Origin of the sequence: Bradyrhizobium jicamae, assembly GCF_001440395.1 — a bacterium.
In the GTDB taxonomy this organism is placed as follows: domain Bacteria; phylum Pseudomonadota; class Alphaproteobacteria; order Rhizobiales; family Xanthobacteraceae; genus Bradyrhizobium; species Bradyrhizobium jicamae.
This window is the reverse complement of sequence record NZ_LLXZ01000062.1, coordinates 1-16,405: the sequence shown is the minus strand read 5'-3', so window position 1 is coordinate 16,405 and position 16,405 is coordinate 1. Positions and strand designations below refer to the sequence as shown.

13 protein-coding genes are annotated in these 16,405 nt (G+C 63.0%); 6 read left to right on the top strand and 7 right to left on the bottom strand.

Annotation, left to right across the window (positions count from 1 at the left end; genetic code table 11):
* Window position 1: 1 nt before the first annotated feature.
* The 3 genes from CQ12_RS10095 to CQ12_RS10085 all read right to left on the bottom strand — a co-directional run bounded on the left by CQ12_RS10095 (window position 2) and on the right by CQ12_RS10085 (window position 7,219).
* Window positions 2-4,711, bottom strand: a complete 4,710-nt coding sequence (locus CQ12_RS10095; RefSeq protein WP_157088116.1) for a GAF domain-containing protein — start codon at window positions 4,709-4,711, stop codon at window positions 2-4.
* Window positions 4,712-4,849: 138 nt separating this feature from the next.
* A complete protein-coding gene (locus CQ12_RS10090; RefSeq protein WP_057835154.1) occupies window positions 4,850-5,563 on the bottom strand; it encodes a type 1 glutamine amidotransferase in 714 nt (237 codons plus the stop codon).
* A gap of 21 nt (window positions 5,564-5,584) precedes the next feature.
* Window positions 5,585-7,219, bottom strand: a complete 1,635-nt coding sequence (locus CQ12_RS10085; RefSeq protein WP_057835153.1) for a thiamine pyrophosphate-requiring protein — start codon at window positions 7,217-7,219, stop codon at window positions 5,585-5,587.
* Window positions 7,220-7,572: 353 nt separating this feature from the next.
* Here CQ12_RS10085 and CQ12_RS10080 point away from each other — a divergent pair, with 353 nt between their 5' ends.
* Window positions 7,573-9,168, top strand: a complete 1,596-nt coding sequence (locus tag CQ12_RS10080) for a porin (RefSeq protein WP_057835152.1) — start codon at window positions 7,573-7,575, stop codon at window positions 9,166-9,168.
* A 66-nt stretch (window positions 9,169-9,234) separates the two neighbouring features.
* Here the strand turns inward: CQ12_RS10080 and CQ12_RS43595 are convergent, their stop codons facing one another.
* Window positions 9,235-9,402, bottom strand: a complete 168-nt coding sequence (locus CQ12_RS43595) for a hypothetical protein (protein ID WP_157088115.1) — start codon at window positions 9,400-9,402, stop codon at window positions 9,235-9,237.
* A 215-nt stretch (window positions 9,403-9,617) separates the two neighbouring features.
* On the opposite strand from CQ12_RS43595, the gene CQ12_RS41440 reads away from it, so the two are divergent.
* Window positions 9,618-9,782: a Flp family type IVb pilin gene (locus CQ12_RS41440; protein ID WP_063799713.1), complete on the top strand. Its 165-nt coding sequence runs from the start codon at window positions 9,618-9,620 to the stop codon at window positions 9,780-9,782.
* Between the two features lie 38 nt (window positions 9,783-9,820).
* On the opposite strand, the gene CQ12_RS10075 is transcribed toward CQ12_RS41440, so the two are convergent.
* Both CQ12_RS10075 and ku read right to left on the bottom strand, forming a co-directional pair.
* Window positions 9,821-10,057, bottom strand: a complete 237-nt coding sequence (locus CQ12_RS10075) for a hypothetical protein (protein WP_057835151.1) — start codon at window positions 10,055-10,057, stop codon at window positions 9,821-9,823.
* Window positions 10,058-10,094: 37 nt separating this feature from the next.
* The gene (ku, locus tag CQ12_RS10070) at window positions 10,095-11,066 is read right to left on the bottom strand and encodes a non-homologous end joining protein Ku (protein WP_057835150.1); all 972 of its coding nucleotides are present in this window, start codon (window positions 11,064-11,066) and stop codon (window positions 10,095-10,097) included.
* Between the two features lie 254 nt (window positions 11,067-11,320).
* Between ku and CQ12_RS44965 the strand changes: the two genes are divergently transcribed.
* The 4 genes from CQ12_RS44965 to CQ12_RS10055 all read left to right on the top strand — a co-directional run bounded on the left by CQ12_RS44965 (window position 11,321) and on the right by CQ12_RS10055 (window position 15,424).
* Window positions 11,321-11,473: a hypothetical protein gene (locus CQ12_RS44965; protein WP_198164116.1), complete on the top strand. Its 153-nt coding sequence runs from the start codon at window positions 11,321-11,323 to the stop codon at window positions 11,471-11,473.
* Window positions 11,474-11,708: 235 nt separating this feature from the next.
* Window positions 11,709-12,380 (top strand): response regulator transcription factor, encoded by a 672-nt coding sequence (locus CQ12_RS10065; protein ID WP_057835187.1) that lies wholly within the window; start codon window positions 11,709-11,711, stop codon window positions 12,378-12,380.
* A 98-nt stretch (window positions 12,381-12,478) separates the two neighbouring features.
* Window positions 12,479-13,852, top strand: a complete 1,374-nt coding sequence (locus CQ12_RS10060; RefSeq protein ID WP_057835186.1) for a sensor histidine kinase — start codon at window positions 12,479-12,481, stop codon at window positions 13,850-13,852.
* A gap of 159 nt (window positions 13,853-14,011) precedes the next feature.
* Window positions 14,012-15,424 (top strand): hypothetical protein, encoded by a 1,413-nt coding sequence (locus CQ12_RS10055; protein WP_057835149.1) that lies wholly within the window; start codon window positions 14,012-14,014, stop codon window positions 15,422-15,424.
* 72 nt (window positions 15,425-15,496) lie between these two features.
* Here CQ12_RS10055 and mntR read toward each other — a convergent pair whose 3' ends face one another.
* Window positions 15,497-15,985, bottom strand: coding sequence for a manganese-binding transcriptional regulator MntR (mntR, locus tag CQ12_RS10050; protein WP_430642197.1), 489 nt, complete (start codon window positions 15,983-15,985; stop codon window positions 15,497-15,499).
* Window positions 15,986-16,405 lie beyond the last annotated feature (420 nt).

Sequence of the window (16,405 nt, the reverse complement as noted above, 5' to 3'; positions counted from 1 at the left end):
GCTACCCTCTGGACTTTTCTGCAAAATTGCTTGCTCGCGGCAACACGATGCGGAATTCGGTGAAATGGCCCGGCTGGGTCTCCACGTCAATTGTCCCGCCGTGCTGTTTCACGACGATGTCATGGCTCATCGACAGGCCCAGGCCGGTCCCTTCGCCGGCCGGCTTGCTGGTGAAGAAGGGGTTGAACATCTTTTCCTTTACCTCGGGCGGAATGCCGGTGCCGTTGTCGCGGATGCGGATTTCGACGCTTTCGCCGAGGTTTTTCGTGCTGGCCCGCAGCGTCGGCTCGAAGCCGGCTTCGCTGCCTTCCTTGTTGCGCCTGGTCACCGCGTAAAAGCCATTCGAGACCAGATTAAGGATCACGCGGGTAATCTCCTGCGGGAACAGGTCGAGCTCGCCTGCGGCCGGATCGAAATCGCGCTCCAGTGTGACGTTGAAGCCCGGCTTCTCGGCGCGGGCGCCGTGATAGGCAAGGTTGAGGCTCTCATCCACCAGTGCGTTGATGTCGGACAGCCGGTGCTCGCCGCCACCCTCGCGCGAATGCAGAAGCATGTTCTTGACGATGGAATCAGCGCGCTTGCCGTGCTGCACGACTTTCTCAAGGTTGCCCCTCAAGAGCCCTGTCAGCTCGTCGACTTCTGCGCGGATCTTGTCGGCGAGTTCGGTGGGCTTGAGGACGTCGTTCAGTTCCTCGGTCAATTCGGCTGAAAGGGCAGCGAAATTGTTGACGAAGTTGAGCGGATTCTTGATCTCGTGCGCGATGCCCGCGGTGAGCTGGCCAAGCGAGGCGAGCTTTTCGGTCTGCACCAGTCGGTCCTGCGCGGTGCGGAGGTCGTCCAGCGATTGGGACAGGTCGCTGGTGCGTTGGCGGAGTTCGTTAAGCAAGCGAGCATTTTCGATAGCGATCACGGCTTGGGCAGCAAAGTTCTGCACCAAAGCGATCTGCTTCTCGGTGAACGGCCGGACCTCCTGACGGTAGAGGCCGATCGTTCCGACGAGTTGATTCTCCTTGAGCATGGGCACCTGCAGCAGCGTGCGGCCGCCGCCGATTTCCGCGAGTGCGATCATGCCCGGATAGCGCTCAAGATAGGCCTCATGCTGCAAAACATCATGGACGTGAACCGGCTGCCTTGTAGTGACGACGCTGCCCAGCGGAAGCTTGGGGTCGACGCGGATCGGAGTCTGCGCAAGAAATTCGCCGAAGGCGGGAGGCAAATTCCACGCGGCGACGCCGTGAAATTGGTCGCCTTTCAACAGGCGCAGCATCGCAAATTTCGCCTCGCAGAGTCGCCCGGCGTTTTCCAGCATGGCCTGGAACACCGGCTCTAGTTCTCCGGGCGAGGCGCTGATCACCCTGAGTACGTCCGCGGTCGCGGTCTGCTGCTGCAGCGATTCCTCCAGATCGCGCGTCTTGGCCTGTACCTCCTCGAACAAGCGCACATTGCCGATGGCAATCACGGCCTGGTCGGCGAAGGTCTGCAGCAGCGCGATTTGCTTGTCGCTGAATGGATTCACCTCCAGGCGACGAAGCGTAATCGCGCCCAGGCTCTCGCCCTCGCGCAGCAGGGGCACGCTCATGATGGTGCGGTGGCCCTGCTGCAGAGCCAATTCCCGCGCTTCGGGAAATTCATCTCCCTCCGGAGCAAGCAGGTCGTTGATTTGTATCGGCCGCCGATCGACGACCGCGCGGCCTGCCGTCCAGTCCCTGTTGATGGGCCGTTCATTCCTGAACGTCGATATCGGGCCATGGTGGGCGCTGAAGCAGAGATTGTCGTCCTTCTTCAGGCGCAATACCGCATCATAAGCGTTCAAGAGCTCGCAGGCGCTTTCGGCGATGGCATTAAGGACAGGATTGATGTCAGTTGGCGACGCGGCGATGACGCGGAGAATATTGGCGCTTCCGGTCTGATAGGTGAGGGCTTCCGACAGGTCGCGCGTCTTGGCCTGCACCTCTTCGAACAGCCGCACATTGCCGATGGCGATCACGGCCTGGTCGGCAAAGGTCTGCAGCAGCGCGATCTGCTTGTCGCTGAAGGCTGCCGGTTCCAGGCGACGCAATGCGATTGCGCCGATAGCCTCTCCCTCCCGCAAGAGCGGTACGCTGAGCGTGCAGCGGTGCCCCTGTTCGCGCGACTGCCGCTGTCCCTCCGGAAACTCGGCGGCCTCGGGAGCCTGAAAATCGGACACCTGCACCGGTGTCTTGTCGACGACCGAGCGACCTACGACCCAGTCTCTGTTGATTGGACGCGGCTCTTGACCTGTCCGAATGGGTCCGTGATGGGCGCTGAAATGCAAATTGTCGCCAATCTTCAGCAGCACGCCGGCATCATAGGCATTGCAGAAGGTGCAGGCGCTTTCGACAATGGCCTGGAGGGCGGGGTTTACGTCGGTCGGCGAGGAGGCGATCACCTTCAGCACCTCGCCGGTGGCGGTCTGCTGCTGAAGGGCTTCGCTCAGGTCCTCGGTGCGCTGGTGAACTTCGTTGAACAAGCGGACATTCTCGATCGCGATCACTGCCTGGTCGGCAAAGGTGGCGACAAGGTCGATCTGCTTCTGCGTGAACGGTTCGACGCGCCGGCGTGCCAGCACGATCACGCCGATTGGTTCGTTCTCGCGCAACAACGGCACGCCGACCGTGGTGCGCTGGCCGGCGAGAGTGTAAGTCTCTTGAAGCGTGTATTCGGGATCAGCCTTCACGTCCAGAATCTGGACCGGGCGCCGCTCGAGCACGGAGCGGCCAGTCACCGTGCCGCGATCGACAACCAGCGGGTGGTTGGTAAGGAAGTCGATATAGGCCTCGGTGTAGCCGACGGCGGCGCCTGCGCGGTATTCGTCGTCCACGCGGCGCATGATGAAGGCCATGTCGGCGTCACAAAGATGCGCCGCCGACTGCACCAGCGTGTCGAGTACCGGCTGCAATTCGAAAGTCGAACGGCTGATAGTCTTGAGCACGTCGCCGACGGCGGTTTGCTGTCGCAGGGATTCGCTGAGGTCATCGGTCCGCGCCTTCACCTCGTTGAACAGTCCGACATTCTTGATCGCGATCACGGCCTGGTCGGCGAACATCTGCAGCAAGCGGGTGTGCTGTTCGCCGAATGGGCCGGGCGCGACGCGGGTGACGGTGATGATGCCGACGGCCTCACCGTCATTCATCAGCGGCGCGAACAGCATGCTGCGATAGCCGCGGGCCCGCGCAATGTTGCGCGCCGCCGGCTCGAGATCGGTATCGGGCAATTCAGCCGGTGCCCCCTGGCGCGTCAGCTGGTAGGGCGGAAACTTGTCCAGCGGGATCGGGAATGAGGACCGCAGGAAGGCGTCGCCTTCCGCGTCGGTCGGCGTGAAGGCAGCCAGATGAATCTTGTCGTCGATGTAGCGGAACACGGCGGCCGAAAAGCCGCCGATCAGGCGGTTGGCGCTGTCGGCGATGGTATCGAACACCGGGGTTGTGTCCGACGGCGAACTCGCGATGACCTTCAGGATATCCGCCGTTGCCGTCTGCCGCTCCAGCGCCTCCTGCGTTTCGTTGAAGAGACGTGTATTTTCGATGGCGATCACCGCCTGGTCGGCGAAGGTCTTGAGCAGTTGAACGTGGTGACGCGCGAAGGCGCCGGGCTCCGCTCGCGTGACGCTGATCATGCCGACCGGCGTCCCGCGGTTCATCAGGGGTGTGAACAGCACGCTGCGGAAGCCGCGCAGCCGGGCCAATTCCCGGTTCGCTTCCGGCACCCCTTCGGCTTCGGTGTCGGCGAACTGGATAGTCTCGCCGTTACGGACCAGCGCAAAGACCGGGAATTCCGCGAGCTTGCGCGGGAAGGAGGCCTTCAGCGCTTCATCGGCCTCGGGACTGGTCGGTGTGTAGGCAACCAGATGAAGCTCTTCGCCGATGAAATGCAGTACCGTGGTCGAGAATCCGCCCAGCAAGCGCTTGGCGCTTTCTGCGATGGCTTCGAACACCGGCTGCACATCCGAGGGCGAGGAGGCAATCACCTTGAGGATGTCGGCGGTGGCCGTCTGCCGCTCCAGCGCCTCGCGGGTGTCGTTGACCAGCCGCGCGTTCTGGATTGCAATGACCGCCTGATCGGCGAAAACGTTGAGCAGTTCGCACTCCCTGTCCGTAAACGGCACCATCGAGGTGCGGCCCACGAAAATCGTGCCGATTGCCTTGTCTTCCCAGAGCATGGGCGCAATGGCCATCGAATAGTTTTGCCCGATCCTGCGAGCGGTCTCGCGCAGGTCGATCGGCACGTCCGGATCGTTCTGGACGTCGGCAGAACGCACCAGCCGCCGCTCGCGAATCGCAAGCTCGCTTGCCGTTCCTTCAATCGGAATCGGAAACCGCTCGCGCGCGGCCTCGGCGTTTGCGCCACGCGCGGCCGCAATTTGCAACAGGCCTTCTTCGCCGGTGAGAAAGATCAGGCTCTCCTCGCCGTCAAAAAGATGCTTGATGCCGGAGAGGATGCGTTCGAATACCGGTTTGGTATCGGCCATCGAATTGCTGATGACGCTGAGGATACCCGCGGAAGCCTTCTGCTGCTCGCGCGCGAGGTTCAGTTCCCGGCGCAGATTCGCATTCTCGATTTCGAGCTCGGTCTGGAGCGCCTTCGCCTCGTCGCGCTCGGCGCGAGCGGATTCGAGGTGCGACTCCATCTCGGTGATGGCTGATCCCAGCTCATCGATCGCGACCGAAATGTCCTCGGGAAGCGTCGCCATTCCAACGATCCATTGCGTTCAGGCGCGGGCAGGGCCGATTGGGCCGTCTCGCCGCGGTTCCAGTCGGATTATTTCATCCCGGAAGCGTGAGAGCCAGCGTCATGGAGGTCTTGAGGCAAGCCTTTTGTCGCGCGCACGTCACCCTGATCGCGTCAGGAAGCGCGTGATCGCGCCTCCGAGCCTGGCGCTTTCCAGGGGCTCGGCGAGCGAGGCCTTTGCGGCCGCGACGAGGTTGTCAGGTGCATGACCTCTGGCATGCGCCATCTCGCAGCAGGCCAGCGCATAGCCGATGGAGAATTCCGGGTGTGGCTGTACCGAGAGCGTGGTACCGCCGGCGTAGAGCAGGCCTGCATGCGGCGTGAAATCCGAGGACAGGATGGTGTTGGCGCCGACCGGCGGCGTGATGACCTGATCCTGGTGCGAGGCGGCGAGCGCGATGCGCGTGCCGTCGATCAGGCCATTATCAGGCGTGACGTCGTAGACATGCCGCCCGAGGCCCCAGCCTTTCTCCGATTTGCGCACCGTCCCGCCCAGCGCCTGCGCGATCAATTGATGGCCGAAGCAGACCCCGACCATCGGCACCTGCCTGTCGTGGGCGGTGCGCACGAAATCCTCGAGCGGCGCGATCCAGTCCAGGGGATCGTAGACTCCCGCCGGGGAGCCGGTGATGAGGATCGCCTCCAGCCCTTTGACATCCGGCAACGGCTCGCCGGCAGCAATGCCGACGGTATCGAGCATGACGGTGGCGTCGGCGGCGCCGATCATCTGCTCGAACATCTGCGGATACGATCCGTGGAGTTCGCGATTTGTTGGGCTGACGAGCCCGGTTTCGATGAGGGTGACGCGCGGCATCGGTGACTGTTCGCCTGCTGCTCAGGTCCCGGGCCTCGACACCTCGGTCTCCTTGCTGGTGATGAATTCCAAGAGCACCGGGACGCCTTCCCGCGTCTTTGCAATGCCGCGCTTGATCGCAGGAATGATGTCTTCCGGCCTCAACACCCGCTCGCCATAGCCGCCGAAGGCGCGGGCCATCGCGGCGTAGTCGCCGGAAATGTCGGTGGAGCGGTATTTCTCGGTCGAGATCGGCATCACCTTCAATTCGATTGCCATCGAGAAATTGTTCAGCAGGATCGACATGATCGGGATGCGCTCGCGCACCGCGGTCTCGAAATCCATGCCGGTGAAGCCGATCGCGGCATCGCCCCAGACGTTGATGCAGAGCTTGTCGGGTTTCGCCAGCTTGGCGCCCATTGCGAGGCCAAGGCCGTAGCCGAGCTGCGTGGTCTTGCCCCAGCCGATATAGGACAGCGGCTCGACCGATTTCCAGAACGGGGACAACTGGTCGCGCGGGCTGCCGGCATCGTGGGTGATGATGGTGTTGTTGATATCGACGGTGTGCTGCAGGTCCCACAGCACGCGGTAGGGATTCAGCGGCGTGTCGTTATGGGTCAGCTTCGGCATCCATTTCGCCAGCCATTCCCTGTGGGAGGCGGCGATTTCGGCGGCCACCGCCGTCGCATCACGATCCGACTTTACGGTTTTGCCGATTTCTTCCAATAGCGCGTCGAGCACCAGGCCGGCGTCGCCGACCAGCCCGATCCTGGCCTCGACATCCTTGTTGAGGTGGTTGGGATCGAGCGTGGAATGGATGATGGTCTTGCCCTTCGGCATGGCGATGCCGAACGACGTCTCGGTGAACGAGCAGCCGATGCCGAAGATCACGTCGGCATCCCCCAGGAATTTCGGCACTGCGCGCGGCACGGCGAGGCCACCTGATCCCAGCGACAGCGGATGCGTTTCCGGAAATGACGACTTGCCGCCAAGGCTGGTCGTGACGGGAATGGCGAGGCGCTCGGCCAGCCGTTTGAGCTGCGGCCACGCCTTGGCGTAGTGCACGCCCTGGCCGGCATAAATCACTGGGCGTTTTGCCGCGACAAGCAGGGCCGCCGCCTCCTTCACATGTACGGGATCGGCGCCGTAGCGGGTGCGCAGCACCGGCGTGTAGTTCAGCGGTTCCGGTACTTCCTCGTTCCACATGTCGGCGGGGATTTCGACGATCACCGGCCCGCCGCGGCCGTTCTTCAGTTTGGTGAATGCCCTGCGAAAGATGTTGCAGACTTCCGCCGCGATGTTGATCGGCTCGGACGATTTCGAGAACGCCTTCATCGCCTGGCTGGAATTGAAATTCGGGTCGATATTGGCGAGCCGGCGCGCATAACCCATCGGGAGCACCAGCACGGGGACGGATTCGCCGTAGCACTGCGCGACGCCGCCCATCGCGTTCTCGGCGCCGGGCCCATGCTGCATGCAGAACGCGCCGATCGATTGCCCCGAGGTGACGCGCGAGATCGCGTCCGCCATGTGTACGCCGATGCGCTCCTGGCGCACCATCACCGGGCGGATGTCGGCATTGGCGGCATATTCAATGAGATGATTGACCGGATAGCCGCAGAGGATCTCGATTCCCTCCCGCTTCATGATTTCCGCGATGGCGGCGCCGAGCTTCATGACGGTCTCTCCCCCTTGATTGCAGGCCGGTTTGGCCCGGTCGCTTTGCAATAGTAGGAACAGGATTTTCCGGCTTGGTAAAGCAAGGGCGACGCGTGTGCGCGGAAGTGCTGATATGCGTTTTGTAACCTGGTGCCACGACCGGCCGTTCACAAAGCGAGAATATTATTGCCGTGAGCGCGGGTTGACTGAACGAAAAGTTTCGCCTGACGCGTCGCTCGACCGGTCGCGTTGCGAAAACATCACAACCGCGATCCAACTGAGGCCGCATCACATCCTTGTCATTCACGGTAAGGATTTTTGGATTACCTGTCCCGCATGCAACTGCATGAATCGCAGGACAGGAGACTAAAATGATTACGGCGCGTTCACTCATTCTCAGCTCGGCGGCGGGTTTGATCGCTCTGAGCAGCGCACAGGCGGCCGACCTTCCGGTCAAAGCCAAGGCAGTCGAATATGTGCGGATCTGTTCGCTTTACGGCGCCGGCTTCTTCTATATCCCGGGCACCGATACCTGCATCAAGATCGGCGGTTATCTGCGCGCGGATCTCACGTTCAACGGCGGCGCCCACGGCGCGCCGGCCTGGAGCGGCGATCTCGGCCAGCAAAACCGCTATCGCGACTATTTCCTTGGTCGCTCGCGCATGGCGCTGACCGTCGATACCCGCACCGCGACCGAGTACGGCGTGGTCCGCACCTTCGGCCAGGGTGACTTCCAGTTCCAGAACTTCGGATCGACCAACCCCGGAACGACCTTCAACTCCGGCACGCCCCTCAACAGTGCTCTGCTGTCCACGGCGGGCGGCGGCTATGTGGCGGTCGAATACCTCTTCATCCAGTTCGCCGGCTTCACCTTCGGTAAGTCCTCGTCGGCCTATTCGACGCCCTGGAATGGTTTCCCGGGCAACATCAACTCGAGCCTGTTGGGCGGCAACAACACCGACACCGGCGTCAACAACATCCAGTACACCGCACAGTTCGGCAACGGCGTTTCGGCCTCGATCGGTCTCGACGATCCGACCGTGTGGAATCGCACCGCCGTCTACAACCTCGGCATCCCGTCTGCGATCGGTGCCAACGGCACCGGCTCGAACGTCTATGCCGGTATGCATTCGCCCGACATCGTCGGCAACATCCGGGTCGACCAGGCTTGGGGTCTGTTCCAGTTGTCGGCCGCGGCGCACGAGGTTAGCGGGTCCTACAACACGTTGGCCGCCGGCGGCGTCCCGAACAACCTTTCCGAGATCAGCGGTCACCCCGAGAGCAAGTGGGGCGGCTCGGTGATGGCGGCGTTGCAGATCAAGAACCTGCCGACCGGCGCGGGCGACGACATCAAGTTCGACGTCTCCTATGCCAAGGGCACGACCAAGAACGTGATCGCCACCAGCGGCACGTCGCCGAACTTTGCGATGTTCGGCAGCAGCGGCTTCGGCTACCAGAGCGTCGGCTTCGGCGCGACCACCGATGGCGTCTATATGCCGGGCGCAGGCGGTACCGGCGGCATCGTCCTGACGACGGCCTGGGGCCTCCGCGGCGCGTTCAATCACAACTGGAGCCCGTACTGGTCGACCAGCCTGTTCGGCAGCTACTCAGCGGTCCGCTACGACGGCAACGCCAACGACAATCTGCTCGGTGCCGGCACCACGACGGCCAAGGGTGCTTATTGCGCCGCCTTCGCTGCCAGCCATTCGGGACAGGCGTTGAACGGAAACAATGCGGGCAACTACACCTGTAACCCCGACTTCAACGTTTCGCAGCTCGGCATCGTTACCCGCTGGACCCCGGTCAAGAACCTGACGTTCTCGGGCGAAGTCCAGTGGTTCCATCTCGACCAGAAGATGTCGGGTTCGTCGGTGTTCACGGCGACCGCTCCGAAGCCGAACGCGCTCTACGAGTTCAAGGATCAGGACACTGTCCTGCTTCAGCTCCGCGCCCAGCGCAACTTCTAAAGAACGACCTTGCGGACCGGGCCATTGCCCGGTCCGTTTGTTTAGCGCCGCGGCAGGGCGGGTTAGTTACCTCGCTTCGCTGCGGCGGTTGAACATTGCAGCCACCAGGCTGAGTAGCTGGTCCAGGACGGTGTACGTCGCTTCAGGCGACAGTTCGGCGACGCGCCGCTCCTCGGTCTCCTCATGCAGGAGCCCGATGTAATTCTTTCCCGTTTCGCGCTTCTGCGCCGCCATGTGCGCTCACTCCGCAGGACGCCGATCGGGCGGCGATGGACGGGTGACGGAGAATCGATGGTAAATTTTCCGTACCGTACGATTCCGGGGCAGGGATTTCCTCGTCTGCCTTAATCAATCGTTCATGCTGTTCCTCAAGGCCTCTTCAACGGTTCCGATCTAGAGTTTAACCAGTATGGCGCGGGACCTCCGGGGAGCGTCGACAGGAGTTTTTCATGCGTCGATTACTTGCACGATTTGTCGATGATGAGTGCGGTGCTACCGCCATCGAATATTGTCTCATTGCGGCCGGCATCAGCATCGTGATCGTCACCGCCGTCAACGGCGTCGGCAGCGCGCTCAGCTCGAAATTCGTCGACGTCGGCACCTCGATCAAGTAGGGCGGGGCGGGCACGATGGCCGCGAGGGAGTCCTGCGGCTAGCCTTCTTTCCCGTCCGCATTGAGTGCTTGCATCATCGCGATCCGCGCGAACATCAGCCAGCCGCCGCCGGTCTCGGCCGCGTTGATCAGGTTTTCCACCGCGACTTGCCAGTGCGCCTCGTGCTGCACTTTTTCCGGCAATGCCATGACGTAGTCGGCGGCCTGCTGCAGCGTCGCCAGCCTGCCTCCGCTGCGAAGCGGTATCGGATTATCGAATGGGGTCGACCACGGCATCGCGCGCTAGATGGAAGCTATCGCGCTCCTTGCCCGGTTATCCGGCCTTCTTGGTGCGGGCGGCGGTACGTGCCGGCTTCTCCGCCTTCTTCAGCGCTTCCTTTACCGTTTCCTTCTCCTTGGCCGCTCGCTTGCCGCCGCCGCTGATCGGCAACAGCATCTCGCGCTGGCCGGCAGCGGCCTTCTTCGGCTTCTTGCCCTTGCTCTTGGCGGGGGCAGGGGCGGCCTGTTTTTCACTGGCGAGGCTGCGCTTGAGCGCGTCCATCAGGTTGATGACGTTGCCGGTGGTCTTCGGCGCGGCCTTGGTCTTGGTGCTCAGGCCGTTGCGCTTCTGGTTGATCAGGTCGATCAGCGCCTGCTCGTAGCGGTCCTCGAACTGCTCGGGCTCGAATGAAGCGGATTTCTGCTCGACGATATGCTTCGCCAGATCAAGCATATCCTTGGTGATCTTCACGTCCTGGATATCCTCGAAATATTCCGTCTCGCCGCGCACCTCATAGGGGTAGCGCAGCAGCGTTCCCATCAAGCCCTTGTCGAGCGGCTCCAGCGCGATGATGTGCTCGCGATTGGTCAGCACCACGCGTCCGATCGCGACCTTGTCCATGTTGCGGATGGTTTCGCGGATCACCGCAAACGCATCGTGGCCGACCTTGCCGTCCGGCACGAGATAATAGGGGCGGATCACATAACGGCTGTCGATATCGGCCCTCGGCACGAACTCGTCGATCTCGATGGTGCGGGTCGATTCCAGCGCGAGGTCGTCAAGCTCGTCCTTCGTCACCTCGATATAGGTGTCGGTGTCGACCTTGTAGCCCTTCATGATGTCGTCGTTGGCGACTTCCTCGCCGGTCTCGGCGTCGACCTTGGCGTATTTGATGCGGTGGCCGGTCTTGCGGTTGATCTGGTTGAACGAGACCTTCTCGGTATCCGACGTCGCCGGATAAAGGGCGACCGGACAGGTCACGAGCGACAGGCGCAGAAAACCCTTCCAATTGGCGCGGGGGGCCATGGGCTACTCCAAAAAAACGCAACAGACAACCAGCGAGGATACCATCGGATCACCTCGTCTCAAATATGCCGGAGCGGGGAATCGTGGAACGGCGTTAACCGTTGACCGCCCCTTCTGCCGCCGGCCTGCGACCTTTTGCACGCTGCCATCGGGCACGCCGAGGTTCGGAACATCATCTCCGATGAAGCGTTGCTTTAACGGCCGGTGTCGAAGCATTCGCTGGCATTTACAGGCACTTACTTGAAGAGGTCACCATGGCAACGCAACGACATGGCCAGATCGTCGAAACCCCGACTGAGGCGCGCCAGGCCGAACCCGGACCGTCGGTGCTCGCGCTGCTGTCGGTTTCGACCGGGCTCGCGATTCTCATCCTGGGCATCGTCTGGTTCGTATTCTTCCAGACCTGAGGGCTGAAGCAGCCGCTTTTTTGCGGGTTGTCGGCGCAAGCAGCCGGCCGGGTGCTTGGGGCATTCGATTGGGTATGTTAGGCGTTTGGCCTGCTGTCTGCGGGCGTGCTCCCGGCTGCGGAAGTCCGTCTAACGAAAAAGTAACATTGCACCGTGTGCCCCGTTCATGGCCCGTTCACGCGGGTCGGCCTCATCTTGGGATCTGATTTCCTAGGGCTCATTTTTGGAGGCCAGCTTGCGCCTGCTTGTTGTTGAGGACGATCCGGATCTCAACCGTCAGCTTACGACGGCTTTGACGGATGCCGGTTATGTGGTCGATCGCGCGTTCGACGGCGAGGAGGGGCACTATCTCGGCGACAGCGAGCCCTACGACGCCGTGGTGCTCGACATCGGGCTGCCCAAGATGGACGGCATCTCGGTGCTGGAGGCGTGGCGCCGTAACGGCCGCGGGATGCCGGTCCTGATCCTCACCGCCCGCGACCGCTGGAGCGACAAGGTGCAGGGCTTCGATGCCGGCGCTGACGATTACGTCGCAAAGCCGTTCCATCTCGAGGAGGTCCTGGCACGCATTCGCGCGCTGCTGCGCCGTTCCACCGGTCATGCGCAGTCGGAACTGACCTGCGGTCCGGTGTCGCTGGATACGCGCACCGGCCGCGTCAGCGTCTCCGGCAACCCGATCAAGATGACCTCGCATGAGTACCGGCTGCTGGCCTACCTGATGCACCACACCGGGCGCGTGGTGTCGCGCACCGAACTGGTCGAGCATCTCTACGACCAGGACTTCGACCGTGACTCCAACACGATCGAGGTCTTCGTCGGCCGCATCCGCAAGAAGCTCGATGTCGACATCATCCAGACCGTGCGCGGGCTCGGCTATCTCCTGACGCCGCCATCACCCGGCGCCTGATGAGCCTTGCTCTTTTATTCGAGCATGATCTTATCCGAAAGCAGGCCCCGATCCGTCGGATCGGAGCCTTGGGATATGCTCTTCGGGATCTTGATCTGATGCGCGGAAGCTCGCTCGCCACGCGGTTGTTCCTGTCGGCGACCGCGTGGGTGGTCGTGATTCTGGTCATAACCGGCGTCATCCTGTCGTCGGTCTATCGCAACGCGACCGAGCGCGCCTTCGACCGCCGCATCAACCTCTATCTTCGCACCCTGATCGCCGAAGTCGCGACCCCGGACGAGCCGCCGGACCACCAGTTCCAGTCGCTCGGCGAGCCGCTGTTCGAACTGCCGCTGTCCGGCTGGTACTGGCAGATCGTCCGTACCGACGAGAAGGCGGAGACGAAAGCGTCGCGTTCGCTGTGGGACAAGAAGTTGCCGAAGCTCGAGGACATCGGCGCGGATCTGACCCCCGCCGGCATCCGTCTCGGCTACATCGACGGGCCCGAGGGCCAGAGTCTGCGGGTCGTCGAGCGGCCGGTCGATCTCGGCGCCGACGGCAAATTTCTGGTCAGCGTGGCGGGCGACGCCTCCGAGATTTTCGACGAAATCCGCGCCTTCGACTATTACCTCGGCGGCACCTTCGCAGCGCTCGGCATCGTGCTGCTGCTGACCACGATCTTCCAGGTCCGTTTCGGTCTGGCGCCGCTGAAGCGGATTTCGGAATCGATTGCCGACATCCGCTCCGGCCGCGCCGAGCGGCTGGAAGGCGAATTTCCCGTCGAGATCGCGCCGCTGGCGCGCGAGACCAACGCGCTGATCGATGCCAACCGCGAGATCGTCGAACGCGCGCGCACCCATGTCGGCAATCTCGCCCACGCGATCAAGACGCCGCTCTCCGTCATCGTCAACGAGGCCGCCGCCCACGCGGTAGATCCCTTTGCCAGCAAGGTGTTGGAGCAGGCCGATGTGATGCGGGATCAGGTCGCCCATCACCTCGAGCGCGCCCGCATCGCCGCCCGCGTCACAATCGTCGGCACCGTTACCGAGGTCGCACCCGCCATCGAGGCGCTGCGGCGAACCATGGAAAAGATTCATCGCGATCGCGGCATCACCATCACGGTCAGGGCCGACGCGCAAGCGAAGTTCCGTGGCGAGCGCCAGGATCTCGAGGAGATGGCCGGCAATCTGGTCGACAATGCCTGCAAATGGGCCGCCTCGCGGGTCTTCATCGAGGTGCGGGCGGAGCCGCCGACCTCGGCCGGCAGCGGACCGCGGCTGCGGATCATCGTCGATGATGATGGCCGTGGATTGTCCGCCGCCGAGCGCGCGCAGGTCTCCCGGCGTGGCCAGCGGCTGGATGAATCCAAGCCGGGTTCCGGGCTCGGACTTTCGATCGTGGTCGATCTCGCCGGCCTCTATGGCGGAAGCCTTGTTCTGGGCGACGCCCCGATCGGCGGACTGCGGGCCGAACTGGTGCTGCCTGGCATTTGAGTGCCGCTGTCCGGCGATGACCTTGGGTCGAGGGCAGTATCCGGCAGCGCTCCGGGGCGATTTCGTTATTCCTAAACACCTTCTTAACGCGCGCACTTCTAAGATCGGGGCGGACGCGTTTTGCCGTCCGGATGACACACGCATATTCACACCAGGCGCATGAGCCAGACATCGACCGAGCGGCTGAGGGAATATCTCGCCCAGCTCCCGCCTCAATCGCAGGCGCTGCTGATGCGCGAGTTCGAGCGCGCCATCGAACGCGGCGAAGACGTCGCCGTCGCCAACTTCGTGCTCGAGCAATTGCGCAAGGTCGTGCGCGGAACCGAAGACGAAGATGACGACGAGGCGCGGCCGCGGACCGACGACCCCGCACGGCTGTTGTTCCGTCCGCTCGAGCCGTTCCTGATCGAAAGCAACTTTCCGATGCGGGCCGGGCAGGTCAGGCGCACCTCGCTGACGCCGGTCTGGCAGTGGCTCGGCCGCGACGGCGCGCCCGAGGCGGCATCGGCCTTCGAGGCTACGCTTGCCGCGATCAGGCAGAGCGGCTCGACCGCGGGTCTGGAAGCCGCCACCCGCAAGTTTCAGCTCGCCGCGGCCGAAGCGATTGTCCAGGTCGCAACCCCGGTGCAGGGCGACGACCGGCAGCGCGCGCTCTCGCGGATCGGTCCGCCGAATGTCGTCGAGGATCTGCTGTCGATCGGCGCGGTGCTGCGCGCCCGCGAGCCGATCGATACGCTCGGCAGCCGGCTTCCCGGCCAGATCCGGGCGCTGACGCCCTCCCAGCTCGAGATGGTGACCGCGGCGCTCAACGTACCCTCGTTGCAGACTCCGTCATTGCTGCCGTTCGCGCTGTCGCTGATCATGCAGCGGCTGGCGGCGCCATGGCAGATCATCCGTCTCGCGATCAAGATGGCGGCCTCCGATGACGAGATTCGGGTGGCTGCCACGCCCTACGGCATCGCCGTCACGATCGCGCTGCACGATCTCTCATTCCTGACAGCCTGCCTTCGCACGGACATCCGGCGCAGCCAATTCGACAATGTCGGCGAGCAACTGAAAATCCTGCATGACGGCGTGCGCGGGTTGCGCACCGAACTCGATCTGCGCAACGATTCCGCGTGGGGTCGCCAGCTCACGTCGATCCGCGCCGACATTTCCAATTCCCTGCAGTCTGAAATCGAGAGCGTCCCCGGCCGGGTCCGCCGCATCCTGCGCCAGCGCGCCGACAAGGATATCGCCTCGGCGCCGAAGATCGATGCCTCGGAGGTCGAGGAAATCGCCGCCCTGATCGACTTCGTGGCGGTGTGCCGCACCTATGCGAGCGAACTCGCCATCAACGAGGTCACGTTGCGGACCTATTCCGACCTGCAGCATTACGTCGAGCATTCCACCGAGAGCCTGGTGCAGACGCTGCGCGGCGGCGATACCAAGGCGCGTGCCTACCGGCTGATGCAGGCCAAGGCGGCGATCCGCTTCTGCGAAATCCTGTTCGGCCATGACTATGCGTCGCTGATGAACCGGGCGGCCGAAAATGCGATGACCGGCGAGCGCAAGACGAGCAAGGCCGGATAGAGCGCTTTCAAGCGAAGTGGCGACCGGTTCGCGTCAAGAAAACGCGTCAAGAATCGCGCGCGCCCTATCGCCTCACGCCTTGCGTCGATCCTTGGCGTCGCGAAGAAATTCGGCAAAGGCCTTCAGCGTCACATCGGAAACATGATGCTCAATGCCCTCGGCGTCGCCCTCGGCGGCTTCCTGGGGAACGCCGAGCGCCAACAGGACATCAACCACCAGACGGTGACGCGTGCGGACTCGCTTGGCGAGTGCCTCACCCTTTTCGGTCAGGAATACCCCGCGATAGGGACGCGCCGTCACCAGGTCTTCGCGCTTCAATCTCGCAATGGTGTCGATCGCCGTCGGGTGCGAGACGCCCAGCCTGCGCGCGATGTCGGTTGGACGCGCCTCACCGGTCGTTCCGAGCAGGTCGGAGATCAACTCGACATAGTCTTCCAGAACCGCAGTCGACCGCGCCGACCGCGCCTTGCCAAAGCGGCGCGCCTGCGTCTGCTCCGTGGGGAGTGGCTGCATCGGTTTGGCCCGATCTGTCGAGGGCTTACGCACCACTGCACCTTCCAGGCGAATCCATCCAGACGAGGCGCGACCATGGCGTGCTGCAGACCACATTGCAAGTTGGCGACTTGTCGCCGATCTGCAACAGCCCGGCGCCTCGCATTTGCGACTCATTCGCAGCATCTTGACAGATGATGGCTCAACATTAACATGTAGCCTTACCTACTAATTGATGTCGCGGCCTATGGGCGAGCAGGTTCGGTAGCGCGATCGGGTTGGGGAAGACTATGCGCGCTACCAGACTGGCCCTTTTGGGCACATCGACCCTTGCTGTGCTTTGCCTGAGCCAGACTGCGGCATTCTCGCAAGCGGCAACGCCTGCACCGGCGGCGCCGCAGGCGGCACCGGCGGCCGAGCCATCGGCTCCGGCAGCTCCGGCGACGGGGCAAACGCCTGCGGCAGCGACTCCGCCGCAGACCGCGCCTG

Coding starts and splice junctions, on each gene's coding strand:
- CQ12_RS10095 (WP_157088116.1), bottom strand. CDS start 4,711: ATGGCGACGCTTCCCGAGGACATTTCGGTCGCGATCGATGAGCTGGGA.
- CQ12_RS10090 (WP_057835154.1), bottom strand. CDS start 5,563: ATGCCGCGCGTCACCCTCATCGAAACCGGGCTCGTCAGCCCAACAAAT.
- CQ12_RS10085 (WP_057835153.1), bottom strand. CDS start 7,219: ATGAAGCTCGGCGCCGCCATCGCGGAAATCATGAAGCGGGAGGGAATC.
- CQ12_RS10080 (WP_057835152.1), top strand. CDS start 7,573: ATGATTACGGCGCGTTCACTCATTCTCAGCTCGGCGGCGGGTTTGATC.
- CQ12_RS43595 (WP_157088115.1), bottom strand. CDS start 9,402: ATGGCGGCGCAGAAGCGCGAAACGGGAAAGAATTACATCGGGCTCCTG.
- CQ12_RS41440 (WP_063799713.1), top strand. CDS start 9,618: ATGCGTCGATTACTTGCACGATTTGTCGATGATGAGTGCGGTGCTACC.
- CQ12_RS10075 (WP_057835151.1), bottom strand. CDS start 10,057: ATGCCGTGGTCGACCCCATTCGATAATCCGATACCGCTTCGCAGCGGA.
- ku (WP_057835150.1), bottom strand. CDS start 11,066: ATGGCCCCCCGCGCCAATTGGAAGGGTTTTCTGCGCCTGTCGCTCGTG.
- CQ12_RS44965 (WP_198164116.1), top strand. CDS start 11,321: ATGGCAACGCAACGACATGGCCAGATCGTCGAAACCCCGACTGAGGCG.
- CQ12_RS10060 (WP_057835186.1), top strand. CDS start 12,479: ATGCGCGGAAGCTCGCTCGCCACGCGGTTGTTCCTGTCGGCGACCGCG.
- CQ12_RS10055 (WP_057835149.1), top strand. CDS start 14,012: ATGAGCCAGACATCGACCGAGCGGCTGAGGGAATATCTCGCCCAGCTC.